At 51.8% G+C, this 16,755-nt stretch carries 3 protein-coding genes; all 3 read right to left on the bottom strand.

Annotated features, from left to right (window positions below):
• Positions 1–8 precede the first annotated feature (8 nt).
• From CDH47_RS08780 to CDH47_RS08770, 3 genes are read right to left on the bottom strand one after another with little or no spacing between them, the layout of a single operon-like run.
• Positions 9–13,151, bottom strand: a complete 13,143-nt coding sequence (locus CDH47_RS08780) for an immunoglobulin-like domain-containing protein (protein ID WP_100639511.1) — start codon at positions 13,149–13,151, stop codon at positions 9–11.
• 23 nt (positions 13,152–13,174) lie between these two features.
• Positions 13,175–14,629 (bottom strand): HlyD family type I secretion periplasmic adaptor subunit, encoded by a 1,455-nt coding sequence (locus CDH47_RS08775; RefSeq protein ID WP_193601618.1) that lies wholly within the window; start codon positions 14,627–14,629, stop codon positions 13,175–13,177.
• A complete protein-coding gene (locus CDH47_RS08770; RefSeq protein ID WP_100639510.1) occupies positions 14,626–16,755 on the bottom strand; it encodes a type I secretion system permease/ATPase in 2,130 nt (709 codons plus the stop codon). Before CDH47_RS08770 ends, CDH47_RS08775 begins: the two co-directional genes overlap by 4 nt.

Raw genomic sequence — 16,755 nt, 5'->3', positions numbered from 1 at the left:
CACATCACCTACTCCACCATGATTATCTTCGTAATCTGCTCTGAAATATCCAACGTGGCGCTGTTGACGGAGTTGGTATAAGTGACATATCCATCTGTACCCGTGTCATCAGCCGCCCATTCGCTGCTCTTCAGGAACACTGAGTCATCGCTGTCTCCGTCGATTTTCAGCACATTATTCTCATCGGTCATATCCAACACATCCTGAATACTAAGGCCTGCAGCCTCTCCCACCTTGTTGGCTCCGGAGTCCTTCATGTCAATAATTTCAATATTTTTAAGTTTACTGAAGTCATCTGAACCAAGATCATCACCAAAGCGCAGCTGAACGGTATCCTCACCACCGAAGCCATTAATGGCTTCGCCACCCCACAAGAAATGGTCATCACCTGAGGTGGGCACAGTGGGCGAGATATTGATTTCGGCTGTCTTATCTACAGACCAATCAGAGTATTTCGTGTTCCCACCTTCTTGGTATGGGTTGCCGTCAGCATCTACCTCGTAGGTTCTGCCTTTCACGGTGATATTGCCGCTTCCTTGGGCATGCAAAAACTTAAGATTCTGCAGATCGCTTTGGCTTAAGCCATTGATTGTCCATGCATCGCCATCGAACGTAGCCTGAGGCTCATCCAACGGTTCCTCAGCATCACCAATAAAGAACAGCACCTTTTGACCATCCGGGAAACCCGTCAGGCTTAGCTCAGTCAGTTCGGTGTATTCATCACCCACTGCACCTGTGGCTGTCGATGGATCTTTCATGCTGGCGTTGAGGTTTAGCGCAACCTTGTCGCCGGCATCACCAAAGCTGGGGGTGGGGTCAAGGGTAATGCCACTGGCAACCGGTGTAACCTCAAACTTAATGGGTAACACTGTTGGTGCTGGCGCCAGCCCCTCATGCCCACTGAGTACGGTGAGATTAACTCCGGTTAAGCTACCACTCCAGTGGGCAGGCGGTAGAATAGCGATGTATGCTGGCAGCACACCACCTGTGACAGGAATAGCCCAGGTCTCTTCACCGGCGTTATTGGCCATGGTGGAGTTTGTAGCATCCGCACCCATGTACACAGTGAAGCCAGAAGGCAGGCCACTGATATACGCTGAGCTGACCTCCTCATTTGCATCAACCAAGCCTGCATCAGCACCGAAACCCAGCTCAATCGCATTCGCTTTATCGCCACTGACTTGTGCTTCTGGGCCTTCAGCGGTAATAGTCGCCTCATAACCACTGTTGGACTGAACGATGGTTAACGAACCGGTACCTGTGGATACTTTCGAGCCTGCAACATCGTTATTCTCGATGTGCTCAACCCAGACGGTGACGCCTAGCGAGCCTGTTTGGAAAGGATGATTAGTCTTATCAGGCCTGAATTCCAGCTTGTCTAAATCAATTACAGAGACTTCGTAGTACTTACCACCTGGGAGCCCTGTCGGTACTCCTGCTGGGGCAGTTTCTGAGCCTAAGCTTTCAGTACCATCAACATACAACTCACCGTTCAGGCCATCAGCGATGTGGATAAACACTATGTCGCCCACCACTGTCCAGCCAGCATCAGGTGCGCCAAGCGTACCATCGGCGCCGTCTTTACTACTCAGGCCGATGTCGAGGCTGATATTCTCGCCTTCGTCCACCACATTTTCACTGACGGTTATAACCAGTTCGTCAGTAACCGGTGTTATTGGTAGCTGTGGCATGGCTTGAGAATCACGGCTGACGCCATCGGCGTGAACAGCAACGTTAACATCCAAGTCCAAAGTGCCGCCAGCGAGGTTATTCGAGTTGGCGTCCTGTGGAGGCGTCACTGTAATTGAGCCCAACAGGTCGTCTAACTGCGTTTGCGCATCTGCTTTTGTGACACCGCTAACAGTTTTAGTCCAGAGTGCGACTGGCTGGCCATTCTCCGTAACCAAGGTGCGTGTCATACCAGAAAAATCTGTTTCATCGTCTGGCGTGGTACGTATCGCAACGGTCATCTCAAACTGGTTATCAGTAGTCCCTGCTGGAGTGGTAAGAGTGCCTGTGACAACATCACCTAACGCAAACGGCTCATCCTCTGTTTGTGAGTTATTCACTGCTTCCAGTACCAGCTCAGGCAAGTCTACTGCATCAGGTCCAGTACTGCTTACGTACTTAAGCGTCCAAGACAGGCTGTCTTTTTCGATGAAATCTGCACCGGTATCCTGAGTGTAAGTGGTGATGGTGATTGCTTGCTCGAAAGTGTCCGCATAACCACTGACTAGGAACTCCAGGGCATGTGTCAACTCGGCGGTGTTAAACGGTAAGTCACCAACGGTTAACAGCCACTCGCCTTTTGCTGTTTCTACAGCACCCTTGACACTTACACCACCGGGTACACCTGAAATAACCACATGCGTAAACTTCTCCGAGCTATCGGTGTCAGATTTGTTATCAGCATTCACATCAGGTTTTTGCGTAATTTTCAGGCCAACGGTTACAGTGGAATCCTTCTCTGCAGTTGTTACCTCACCCGCAGTAGTACCACCATCTATGTCACCCAACGACAAGACAATCTCGTCAGTCACAGGGGCAAAGTTAAGGGTGTGCTCCTGTGTTTGCCAGCCTGAAGTAACAGCAGAGCCGCTACCTGATGTCACAGGGTCAATGACTTGATACTGGATATCCAACTTTATTTCGTCATTGCCACTGTAGTTGGCTGGGCCTTTCACCTTAACCACTGGCGCACCTGTGGTGCCTGTGTTGTTGACCGTATAGAAGCCACCGCTGGCGGTCAGCGGGTTGTCATTGGCATCGTAAAGGGTAACGCCTGCGGTATTGACAGCATCTTCAGCAATGCGCACAGCACTGATGTACTCGTCCGAATCATCCCCCACTGGCATGAGCTCGAGCTCACCAATGGTGTCCTCTGTGAGGCTTGAGCTGATCGACAGAGTTGCCTCTGGCACCGGGGTAATGTCGAAACTGACGTTTTGCGGAGCAAAGAATATCTCTGACGGGTTGTCGTTTTCAGTCACCACCGGCTGTGCAGTAAGTTTAACCGTGCCGCTGTGGTGCTTTGGTACAGTGATTTGAACTGCATATTCGCCAGTTTTTTCGAGATCAGCTTTTGTGATTACCCAGACACGACCCTCACCACTGCCCCCTAATGCAGGGCCAGCTTTTTCCAAGCTGAAGCCTTCAGGCAGTCCGCTGATACGTAAGGTTACGGTTTCTGAAACATCAGGCACCGCACCATCAACGCCGGTTTCGCCGGATTTAAGCTCGGTGATTAAATCACTGAGAGTGACTTTCAGCTGTCCTGAATCTTGATTATCTGCATCCTCTATATATACCTTATCTTGCACCAACGTCAGTAGTGGCTTATCAGGCACACCTTGTACCTGAACCTCTGTTGTCAGGGTGTGGCTCTTGCTTGGATCCTTATTCGTAATCGTCTGCGGGGCACCGCTACTATCGATGTAATCTAGGGTATCCACGGACTGTGCGGTGATATCAAGGCTAATAGTGACGTTGCTGTCTTTTGGTGGCGTTAGCGTTGGCTGTTTGTCTGTATCGAAGTCTTTAATCACCAGAATGTAACTAACATCACTGCCTTCAGTAACCTTGAAAAGTCCTTCCGCCTCTTCGTCTGAAGAATCGTATTCACCCACTGAGCTCCCGGCTTCGTACTCTGTTCCGTCATACTCGATTTTCGCACCCTTAGGAATACCTTTAATAGTGACATCAAAGGTCTCACTAGGATCGCTGCTGGTCGGAATGATATTGAGGTCTACAGGGACGTCTTCATCCGTTTTAATGATTGCATCGACTTTGAGGGTGACCTGATCGGCACGGGGCTCGATGATCAGGTTTGTCAGCCAGGCTTCACCAGAGGTGGCTTCATCAGTAATACTGTCATCATCCTCATCATAATCGGTGGTGTGCGCTTCAACTTTGATTTTAACCACACCCGCCCAGTCTGCTGGCCCCTTGAACTGAACGCTGTCGAGATACTGCATGGGGATTTTTACTGCATCGCCGGCGAAAGGCAGGGTAAAGGTTGTTGTGCCATCACTGTAAGTAAAGACGCTGCCTTCGAGTTCACCGGCTGTATTTGCATCTGCCTTCGCAGAGTTGTTCTCTGTTTTAAACGGCGTTAACAGTGCAAAAGTGTCTTCGCTGCGGCCATAAGTGGTGTCTTCTGACCAGTTACCCGAACCATCATCTACCCACTTGCCATCTTCGTTAGACCAGTTATTGCTGAGCTTGAAGCCTGTTGATGTTTCGTCACCCAGAACAAGCCATCCATCTTCTTCGCCTGAGGTTTGGTACACGTGGTCACCGCCCATGGTGACGTCTTTACCATCAGCACCGTCCGAGTTTGTATCCACGTCTTCGGCAACAGGCTTAACCACAACAGTTAGTGTTCCTTCCTTAATGGCAGGATCACTGGATAAACCACCATCAATTACACTGTGATCAACACTGGTGACCTCAACCTCTAGGCCAATGTCCTTACTGCTGTGCGCAGGGGGTGTGACGGTGAACTCTTTGAGGATATCTTCACGTGCTTCTTTAGAGAGGCCAGTGGTCGGGTCAGTGTCATCAAAGGTGATGGTGTACTTGTTGCCATCCCAAACACCTGTCCAGCCAGCACTTGTTGATGGTTCCATCGTCCATGTCTGGCCGTCGGTGTTCGACCAATTACCTGCGCCATCTGCTGTCCAGCCTGTTGGTACAGTGAAAGACACTTCCGTAATCACTTCACCCAGTGTTCCTGACGCTGTGCTGTCATCAGTAACCTTGACGTTTTCGAGGAAGGCAATCGCCTGATCCTCAAGGCCTTCTGTGCCTTTTATCTCCACGTCGCCTGCCACTGGATTTACTTGCAGCTCAAGTGTAATACTGTCTTCTTCAACTAGACCGTCGCTATCTCCGGCATCCGTGTCTTTATCTTGCGCTTTTAGAGTGACGGTAATGCCAGCCATATCGCCACTGAAGTCTTTCGGTGGGGTGATATTAATATCAGGCAATCCGTTATCGGTAGTGCTTAAACCCGGCGCCTCAATGCTTATCACATGGCTTGGGCCAGTTACTGTGGTGCCATTAACGACTGTATCTTTCGGCAAGCCGGTAATTTCAAACCAGCGCGTTTCACTGCCATCAAGATCCCCGCCAACCACACCGTCACCTTGACGACCATCCACATAATTATCCGGATAGTTAACCGTTAGCTCGTCTTTCAGATTAAACGTAGTGTCTTCATCCATTTCATAGCTGTGCGCATCCTTATCGGTGTCAACTTTTAGCTCTATTGGGTCAGTAACAGCTTTCAAAATAACGTCGACCGTTTGCGTGCTGGTTGCACCGTTAACGCCCGCTAGCTGTTCACCTTGAGCATCCACCTCATAACTAGCAACCGATACTTCAGTTTTGAAGTTTTCATGGCGCTCAGCAGGTGGTTGCACCTGTAATCCTTCGTACTGAGCTTCGGTCAGGTAGTGGACACCGTTGCCTTCTGCGGGCAAACCTTTTTTCAAGTGCCAGTCCAGTGGATTTTTGTCTGTTTCATTATCGACAATAACAAACTGAAATCCGCCGCTGGCGTCAGGTGATAAAACTGTGCCATTCGCCAGTTGTAGTTGTAGCTCAGGCGTATAATCTGCGGCCAGATCTTTGAAGCCAAGAGTAATAGCGCCTAATAGCTCAGCAGGGTCTGATGTTGCAGCACTGCCACCATCCTTCACCTTTGGCACATGCAGCTGCAAGCCTACAGATACATCCTCATCCGTTTGCACGCTATAGTCGTAGGTGCCAGTGTTTAGCGAACCATCGGGATCTATCGCGGTATTGTCTGGATAGTTTCCATTTTCATCAGCAAATAACGGCTTATCAGCCACGGGTTTAACGGTAATATTCACCGTTCGGTCGTAGGTACCACCATCTGTAGTGACGGTATAGGTATAGCTATCTTCTCCACGGTAATCTTCGTTCGGCTTGTAGGTAATGGTGCCATCATTGCCCACCAGGACTTGTCCATGTCCACCAGTAAGATCCCAGACTGCTTTGCCTTCAGGATCATCTGCCTGTTGAGTTGCAGCCTGTATGCTAACTGTACTGGTATTAATATCCGCGTTACTAAAGCCAACGGAACCGTCTTCATTTACATCCAGCTCACGATCAGCTATATCGGGCGTATCATCAACAACTTCTACGTTGAATTTCAGGCCAACCGAGTCGCCGTCACCATCGGTGGCGGTAATTTCAAAGGGCAGAACTATGTTATCGGCTGTTTCGCCATCAGCATTCAGCGTGTGGTCCAGCGGGCCTTGCAAAGTGAACTCGTAGCTTGGTTTCCCGGTACCATCCACGCTTAGGGTGATGGTAAAGTTGGGTTTGCTATCCGGGGCTGGCACATCAGTTTTAGCTGTGATGGTATGACCATCTCCGCTAATTTCATACGCCAACGCCTTGGTGCCAGATGTCAGGCCCAGTGCTTCCAAAATATCTGTATTTGAAAATTTAAGCCCAACTGTTCCGTCAGCAGAAATAGCACCATCGGCTCCGAAGTCAATCGGCAAGTCGTTAGTAACAGTCAGGCTAACGTTATCTGAGTCACTACCAGATGGCAGGTATTTTTCATCGACAATCTCATTGCCAATAACAAAACCATCTTGGTCTACTTTGCCGTCTTTCAGCGCTGGGCCGTCATCTTGGAACACAAAACGGTCGCCGATATTTTCCAATGCGACAGGAGCAGTATCGCCATCGCCGTCGGTAGCCGTGGCTTTTAGGCTAATAGCCGCTTTATTAATGGCTAATTGCACATCAGTAGACGTGTGGGTTTCGCCGTGTAGTAAAGGCGCATGTTGCGTTAGTGTTACTTTGCCGTCTTGATCGACTTCGATTGTGAACAAGACATTGGTGCCTACCTTGCCTTCAATCACACTCCCGTTGAGGCTTAATTTAACATCATTGCCATCTAGGTCTTTAAGGCCTGTAGCAGGACTGTTAATAACAAGCTCATACCCTGTGCCAGCATCGCCATCAGCACCATAAACAGCATCTTCAAAGGCAGTAGAAAAATCAGCGGTTGCAGTGGCTGCATTACTATCAATATCCGCTTCTTGCACCGTGATAGTGCCTGGCGTGTCACCTGAAAGTTCAATGGTGGGAATATCGTCAACAACAGTAACAACCAGGTTATTACCAGATTCGGTAATTGTCAGATTACTGTCGGTCGGATCGGTAGCAACCACACTTAAAGCCAGGTCAAGTGTTACATCGTCAGTGCCCTGGGTTGTGTGGGCCTGCCTGCCAGTTAAGGTGTAGCTGTATTCAATTTCCCACTGGGCATCGTTGCCATTGCTTTGCGCGGTTGGGGTGAAGCTATTGATGGTTAGGTTACCGCCCGCAACCGAAATGGTATGTCCATTTTCTAACTGGTTGAACGTTATAGTTTCACCACCAATAGTAATGCTGTCGAGGCCTGTTGGCGCACTAACCAACATGGTGCCGGTTCGCGTTACTGTGCCATCGCCCGCGCTGCTGCCATCCGTTAAGCCTTTTTCATAAACAGTGATATCGGTGGCACTAATGCTTGGGTTGTCGAAGATAGTAACTGTGGCGCTGTTATCCTGATGACCAATTTGCAGGTCTTCGAAGCCTTTATCGGTGCCGTTGTTATCAGTAACACTGTCGATTACTACTGTCAGCTGCTCACTCAGCTCTGGCAAGCTGTCGGTTACAGTCTTAACAGTGAAGGTAGTGTCTGAAGCGCCAGCATTAATAGAAACAGAGCCAGGCAAGTTGTCCACATCGGCGGCAGTTGCCGTTCCTGTCCAATGCAAGCCTACCTCAACCGTTTTCCCTGTCGCTACGGTGACCGGGTTGTTATTGCTGTCTACCAGACTGACCGTATACTCAAGTTCTCCACCTTCCAAAACAGCATTGTGGTTGACCTCGATGATGGCGTAAACGGGGTCGATGGTGTCATTCACTGTCACCGTTGATGTGGCTGTTTTAATCAGTTGCTCATAGTTACCACCAGCCGTGCTATCAATCGAAACGGTATAGGATCCTGCATCCACATACACATCATCGGTTTGAATAAGGAACGGATCAGAGGTACCAGACGTTTGGCCCACGGCAATCGTAATAGCTTCGCCGTTACTGAGGGTGACAACCAGATCGTTTTCCGTTACTGCATGATCAACGGTTGCGGTCATGGTGTGGGTTTCACCTTCAAAACCGGTGATGTCACTTAAAGTAATGGTCGTCGGTGTGGTGACATCATTCACCCTAGTGGTAACGGCTGTGGTATCTGCCTCTAACTTCTCAAAACTTCCTGGCTGACCAGAATTGGTTTCGATAATACCGGTTATTTCATTTTCTACCGTTCCGGCATTAACGTACGCATCATCCGCTTGAACTGGCACATTGATAGCACCATGAGTGTTGCCAGCACCAATAACGATGTCGCCCAGCGTGGTGTTAACCGTGATGCTGTTATTCGTAGTCACCGGATTACCGTTGCTATCTTCCAACGTCACCGTGTAAACCAAATCAGCTGCGTCACCTTCATTTATTTCTGTTTTACTGACAGACAGCTTGGCAGTAACGGTGCCTGTGGTGTCTTCTACGGTGATAGTCGATTTGGCCGTGGTATCTAAGTTTTCATAGTTACCACCACTGCTGGCAATAATGTCGTATTCCAGCGTCTCGCCATCTTGGTATACATCTTCACCGTTCGGGTTGGTGAAAGTCACGCTGCCGCTGGTAGTACCTGCCGCGATGGTGATTTGTTCACCATTGCTCAGCGTCAGCACTAAATCTGTATCTTGCGGGGCGTTATCGACTTCGGCGGTGATGGTGATATTTGCGCCTTCATCGAGAGTGCTGTCCGTCAGCGTGACGGTGGTGGTGTCTTGGGTATCTTCGACCGTCACAATCGCTTTATCGGAGGTGTCCAGGTTTTCGTAATTACCGCCCGTGCTACCGGTAATTTCATATTCCTGCGTCACGCTATCCACATAAGGCGTGTCGCCTTTTGGATTGGCGAAGGTCACGCTGCCCGTGGTGTCACCCACCGCAATGGTGATGGTCTGGCCATTATCCAGCGTCAGTACCAGGTCAGTATTCTGCGGCGCATGGCCAACCGTGGCGCTAATGATTATGTCAGCGCCTTCGTTAACGGTGACGTCATCCAAAGTAACCGTGGTGGTATCGATGGTGTCTGCAATCGTCAGGTCAGTGCTATTATCAACAACAGTCAGATCTTCAAAATTTCCGCCGTTGCCGCTTGCAGTAATGCTATCAACACCTAATACAAAATCCGGCTCTATGTAGACATCAGAGTCGGGGTAGCCAGTCAAAGCAATTGCTGAGCCGCTCAACCCCGAACCCCAACCAAAGGTTACAGAGCCTGTGGTCGCGCCTGCCGCAACAGTAATAGTTTCAGTTTGGCCATTACTTAAATTGATGGTGAAGTCCTGGGCAGCTTGCGCTGGGTTATCCAGATTAACGGAGTAAGTGATCGCTCCGTTGTCTTCATCACCATTACCAACAGAGGTTAATACGGCGGTTGTGATGTCGATGGAATCGGTAATTGTCAGGTCGGTGCTGTTATCTACAACTGCCAGGTCTTCGAAGTTGCCGCTATTACCCAGGGCTGCAAAATCTGTAACTGTCAGATCAAAATCGGGCTCAAGGTGAGCATCACTATCAGGATAGCCCGCCAGCGGTTGAGCACCCGCCGCTACGCCTGTACCCCAGCCAAATGTGATAGTTCCTGATGTACTGCCTGCTGCTACTGAAATGTTTGCCGTTTGGCCGTTGCTGAGGGTAAGGCTGAACAACTGGTCAGCTTGTGGAGCATTACTCAAGTCGACGGTGTAGGTTATTGAGCCGTTATCTTCATCACCACCACCAACTGAGGTCAATGTGGCCGTGGTGGTATCGATGGTGTCTGCAATCGTCAGATCGGTGCTGTTATCAACAACAACCAGGCTTTCGAAGTTGCCACCGGTGCCGCTTGCAGTAACACTGTCAACAGCCAGCACAAAATCCGGTTTCAGATAAACATCCGGACTCGGGTAGCCGCTTAACGCAATAGCCGTGCCGGTCAAGCCTGTGCCCCACCCCAAGGTAACCGAACCCGAGGTTGCACCTGCCGTCACCTGAATGGTTGCATTCTGGCCATTACTCAATGCAACAGTGAAGTCCTGATCACCTTCGGTGGCGTGATCCAAGCTCACCGCGTATGTAACAGAACCATTGTCTTCGTCACCGCTGCCAGCTGAGGTCAGCGTAGCTGTGGTGGTGTCGATGGAATCGGAAATCGTCAGGCCGCTACTGTTATCAACAACTACCAAATCTTCGAAATTGCCACCGGTGCCACTGGCAATAATGCTGTCGACGGTTAGAACATCGTCAGGCTCCAGGTGCACATCAGAATCCGGGTAGCCAGACATCTGAACCGCGCCTGCCACCAGGCCCGAACCCCACCCAAAGGTTACAGAACCCGTTTTGGCGCCCGCCGCCACGGTAATGGTTTCGGCTTGGCCATTGCTTAACACCAGATCGAAGGTCTGTGCGTCTTGCGGGGCATTATCCAAGCTAATGGTGTAAGTGATCGCGCCATTATCTTCATCACCGCTACCTGCAGAGCTTAATGTAGCTGTGGTGGTATCAGTGGTATCGCTGACGACGGTTTGCACCGGCGTATTATCGAATGCTAAATCTTCAAATGCGCCAGATGTCCCTGCATTGCCTTCAACAACAGCAGTAATTTTGTTACTGACCGGCTCACTATCGATATAAACATCGTCACCCTGCACCGGCACAACCAACACACCAAAGCTGTCGCCGGCCTTGATGGTAATGGTGCCGAGCGAGGTGGTTACCGTCACATCGTTATTGGCGGTCACCGCATTATTGGCCGCATCTTTCAGCGTGGCGGTGTAGATCAGGTTATTGACTTCGCCTTCATCGACAGCGGTTTCACTGACAGTCAGCTTGGCAGTGACAGTATCAAGGGTGTCGTTAACGGTCGTTTGTACTGGCGTATTGTCGAAGGTGAGGTTTTCAAATATTGCAGTTCCGCTCAAGCCGTTTTCGACGATGTTGGTGATTTGGCCAGTGATTGTTTCACCATCCAGGTAAACATCGTCGCCTTGTACGGGTATATCCAGTGTGCCTGCAGAGTTGCCCGCGCTGATGGTAATGGTGCCAACAGTCGTGTTTACCGTAATGTCGTTATTGGCTACAACCGGGTCACCATTAGTATCTTTGAGAGTGACGCTGTACTGCAAATCTGTTGCGGTGCCCTCATCCACACTCGTTGCACTAACGGCCAGCTCTGCGGTAACGACAACACCATCGGCAGGGTTGCTGTCGGAACCTGTGCTGGTGTTGCCAGCAGGATCGGTAATATCAACATTTAGCTCAACGTCGGTATCGCCTGGACCTACAGGCACCTCAACAGTGATGCCGTTATCGATGTCACCTTGGGTGATCTCGTAATCGGTGATTGGGTCGCCGTTGCTGTCCAGTATCGGGTTACCGTCTTTATCGGTGGCCGTTATTTTGTCGCCCGGGGATGTAGTGCTCGGGTCGAACGTAATCTCCCCTTCAATTTTACCGCTACTGAAATCACCGGCATCGTATTTACCGTTGGTGCCCGAGCCTGGCTCGAGTTCAACGGCTACGCCCGGTGTAAGGTTATCGACTGGTTTGCTGTCATCCGTAGAGCTGGTATTGCCCGCAGGATCAGTAACCTCAACGTTCATCTCTACGTTGGTCTGACCATCCGCCACAGGGATATCAACAGTAATTCCATTATCGATATCGTCTTGCGTTACTGGGCGTTCGATAATGACGTTACCGTCCTTATCGGTGATTTTTACCGTATCGCCAACCGAGGTGTCAGGATCAAAGGTCACCGTGCCGGTAACCTTGCCATCGCTGATATCGTCGTCGTTGTACTCGCCATTTGGGCCGGAGCCAGGCTCAAGCTCTACCTCGGCCTTTGGCGTGGTATTGTCTTTCGGGTTTCGGTCAAAACCTGTGCTGCTGTTACCTGCAGGGTCGGTAACTATCGCGTTCATCTCAACGTAGGTTTGGTTAATGGCTACGGATACATCTACCTTTATACCGTTATCGATATCGCTCTGGCTGAGTTCATAGTCGTCAACGGGGGCACCATTGGCATCCGTAACCGGGTTACCGTCTTTATCGGTTACGGTTACCTTATCGCCGGGGGCTGTTGTGTTCGGGTCAAAGGTGATAGTACCTTGAACTTTACCGTCACTGGTGTCGGCTTGGCTGTACTGGCCGTTGTCGCCTGAGCCTTGCTCAAGCTCAACCTTAACGCTTGGCGTTTTGTCATCGGCCAGGTAGGGGCGCTCTGCACTTTCAGAGACCGGCGTTCCGTTGGGCTCAACACTGTTAACCGTCGCCTGAACCCGGTTGTCTTTTGCCAGCTCACTCCCGGGAACATCCACTTGCCAGGTTTTACCATCGGCATTCACTGTGGTGCTGTAATTCTGGCCATTTACGGTTACGGTAACGGTATCCCCGGCCGATACGCCGCCGCCCACGGTGCCTGTCAGCGTAATAGACTGTCCCGCTTCCGTGGCGTCCACTATGTCATCGCCGGTAATCACATCAATGGAGATGCTCAGCTTTGCGAGTTTGGAGCCTGTCTCGGGGTAGCCTTGCTCATCGTACCGAGTGCCGTCCCGCTCCGTTCCCCTCACAAAATCCTGCTGTGGCAAAGCCAATCCGAACGGGCGTAGAACCTCTTGAATTTGCGCAACGGTGACCGGCGTGTAGCCATCCGCTTCTATTATTTCGCCTATGCGCACCAGCTGAACAAAACCATGGCCCTCAGATGCGCTGCCCCCACCTGATTCCACAGGCGTAACGGGTTCCGGCTGCTCACCGGATTCAAGAGCATCAAGGCTTTCACCTTGATCGATGAGCTCCCCTCTTGCTTCGGCAGTCACTTGCTGCTCGCCCAGGAAGGTCAATTGCTGGTTGTCGCCAAAGTCCAGATCAATCCGGGCACCTTCTGCCATGATCAGGGTTTCATCAACTGCCAGCTGATCACCTACTTCCAATGCACGGCGCTCACCGTTGGCGTTTTCAGCCCAAGCTTGTCCGACCAGGGTTACAACAATTGCCAGAGTAGTCATAAGGACCTCAAAATAAAGTTACTTCAGCGTTCGCTCAAAGCGTTGGCTTTGGCACGCAATAATGGTTTCAGTATGTAAGACAAAATGGTCTTTTTGCCGGTCATGATGTCAAGTTGTGCGGTCATGCCCGGGATCACAGATAAATGCTGCGCCGAGTCTTTTGCCGTGGTTATGGCGCGCACAAGATAAAACGTGTTGTCGCGATCATCCGTTATGGTGTCGGCACTGATGTGTTCGATGGTCGCGGAAATTCCGCCATAGATGGCAAAGTCGTAAGCATGCAGTTTGATGGTTGCTGGCAAGCCTGGGCGCAGGAAGGCGATGTCTTTTGGCGCGATTTTGGCTTCAACCAACAGGCGATCGTCGCTGGGAACAATTTCAACCACTGCGTTCCCGGGCTGAACAACGCCACCGATGGTATTCAGCAGCACTCTCTGCACGGTTCCATTGACTGGCGAGCAAATTTCCGAGAGTTTTACTTTGTCTGCCAACCCGGCAACGCTCTTGTTCAAGCTGTTTAGCTGCGAACTGGCCTCACTGAGCTCGGCACGCCATTGGTTGCGCATGGAAGACTCAACCTCCAGCAACCTGGATTCGGCTTCCTGAATGCTGGCTTTTGCCTGTCGCACACGGGCAGCAGCCTGCTGACGCTCACCATCGGCAGCGGCCTGATCCCGCTGTAATCGCAGTATTTCTATCTCTGACACAGCGCCAGAAGCCAGCAGGGGTTCCGTGGCCTGCAACTCCCGCGTGGACATGCGATAGGATTGCTCTGATGCAGATGCCCGCGCCTGGGCTTCGCTCAGTTCCTGTTGCCGTTGGGCAACCTGTTCCCGGGCAACCGCCAAGCGCTCATCCAGCTCTTTCAGGATGGCCTTGTAATAGCCTTCTTCCTGCTGCAACACCTGTTCCTGCACCGGTGTTACGGCTTCGCTGTAATTCAGTTCTAACGGCTCGCTTTGGATCAGCGCCTGCAGCCGCTTCACTTTGGCGGCCAGTGCAAACGCCCGCACACTGCCTTCCTGATAACTGGCCACAAAGCGGGTTGGGTCTATGCGAACCAGCAGGTCGCCTTTGCTGACTTTGGCGCCTTCATCTACAAATACTTCTTCAATCACACCGCCATCTGCAGACTGAATAATCTGGAGTTGTCGAGACGGGATCACCTTGCCCTCACCCCGGGTGACTTCATCTATGGGTGCAAACGCGGCCCAGATAATCAAACCAATAAACGTCAAGGCTATGCCATACAGCAGGCTACGGGCGCGAAGGGTGCTTTGCAGTTCCATGGCCTGATCTGCGTCTGCAGGCCAATGCCGGGAATTGCTGCGAAACGCCGAGAAAAAAGGCCGGAACAGGCGATCAATAAAGCCTTTTCCCCGAGCACCAACGGCATCTGCCTTGCTCAAGCGCTCAAACGCCTGTTGTTCCAGCGCTTTCTGTTCCGCTTTCTCAGCAATCTTCGGGTCGTTGCTCATTGCGCCCCCCGCTGAATGCTGCCCTGCTGAAGGGCCTGAAGCACCGTTTGCTTGGGGCCATCCGCGACGATTTTCCCGGCATCCATAACAATCAGGCGATCCACCAAATCCAGCAAACTGGTGCGGTGGGTTATCAGCAATACAGTTTTGCCCTGGCCAAACTGGTTAAGACCTTTGCTGACGTGGTTCTCCAGCGTGCTATCCATGGCGCTGGTGGGCTCATCCAGCAAGAGAATACTGCTGTCTGCCATGACCGCGCGGGCCACGGCGATGGTCTGGCGCTGCCCGCCAGACAAGCGATTGCCGGCCTCCCCTACCTGCATCGACAAGCCATCGGCATGGTCACCCACCAGGCCTTTCAAGCCGGATACGTTGATGGCCTGCAAAAGGCGTTCGTTGTTGGGGTGCTCTATGCCCAGGGTAACGTTGTCGTACACAGTGCCGCTGAGTAACTGAACGTCTTGCGGGATGTAGCCAATGTTGCGGCGTAGTTCGGCGGGGTCGATCTGGCCGATATTCACGCCATCCACCAGCAGGGTGCCAGAGGTTGGGCGGTACAAGCCGAGTATGAGCTTTTCCAGAGTGCTCTTGCCTGAGCCTACACGGCCCAGAATACCCACACGCTCGCCAGCCCGAATGTGCAGAGAAACGCCTTTCAAGGCATCCCGGTCCTCACCCGGATACTGGAAAGACACATCACGAAACTCGATTTCACCGCGCAATTTGCCCCGGCTGATCAGCTGCTTGTCCGGCTCGCGATCCTGCTCGGCATCCATGATCTGTTCAACGGCGATCATGGCGGTAGCTGCCTGATGATACTGGGTAAGCAGCGAAGCGGTTTGTGACACCGGCGCCATGGCACGGGACGACAGCATATAAGCCGCAATCAGCCCGCCCTGGCTCATATCACCGTTAATCACCAGATACACACCGGTGATAATCATCGCCACCGACACCACCTGCTGAATCCAGGAAGCCCCAGCCCCTACCGACATGCCAAGCATGCGCTGTTTACCAGAACAGCCAGACAAAAACCGGGTGGATTGTTCCCAGGCGCTTTGCATACGGCTGCTGGCGTTGAAGCTTTTCAGCGTGGGTGCGGCTACCAGGCTTTCCACCAGGCCGGAGTTACGCTGGGCACTGGCCTGGCTCATGGTTTCTGATAGCTGGTGCATAGTTGCCTGCACCGAGAGCGCGTACAGAATAATGATGGTCGCGCCGATCAGCACAGGAATCACCATCACCGGGGAGATCAGGGCGATGATGACAACGAACAGCAGGAAGAATGGCAGGTCGATGAGCGCGGTTACCGTCATGGAGCCAATGAACGAGCGCACGGATTCAAACGATTGCACATTGGCTGCAAATGAGCCCACCGATTGCGGCGCATGTTCAAGCCGGGTACCCAGAATGCGCTCCATAATGCGGGCAGACAAGGTGATATCGGCACGGCTTGCGGCCAGCTCAACAAACCAGCTGCGCAGCAAACGCAACGCAAGATCGGCACAGATTATAAACAGGGCACCAAGGGCCAGTACCCAAAGGGTATCCGTGGCGTGGTTGGGCACCACCCTGTCGTACACATTCATTACGAACAGGGGCATGGTCAGGGCGAACAGGTTGATAAAGAAGGCGGCAATCAGGATGTCCCGGTACACCGGCCGGTTTGCCTTGATCACACTCCAGAACCAGTGGCCCTTATCAACCGCAGAGCCTGCCCCGGTTTTGCGCTGATCCAGACGGAAATCCGGGCGACAGTACAACGCAATACCGGTGTAGCTCTCCTTGAGGCTGGCAAGCTCCAGTTGCTCGATCTCCATATCCACATCGGGCAATCGCACCTGCGCCGCCTGCGCCTGGAGATCAATGTTTTCCAACAGGCAAGCGCGATTGCCCTCAAGCAACACAACGCAAGGAAGCAGCAGGCTGTTCAGACGCTCCAAAGGTTGGCGCACCAGCTTAACCTTCATATCGACCCGCTCCGCTGCGCGGGCAAATACCGAAGGCGACAAACGACCGTCCACCAATGGCAGCCCGGCGACCAGCGCATCGTGGCTGGTCATGGTGCCATTTTCAGCCGCAAGCCATAACAGGCAAGCGCTTAAGGGATCATTTGTCTGGTCCAT

This window comes from Marinobacter salexigens (genome assembly GCF_002806945.1).
GTDB lineage: Bacteria > Pseudomonadota > Gammaproteobacteria > Pseudomonadales > Oleiphilaceae > Marinobacter > Marinobacter salexigens.
Note: the sequence above shows the minus strand (reverse complement) of the source record. Positions and strands in the feature narration are given on the sequence as shown.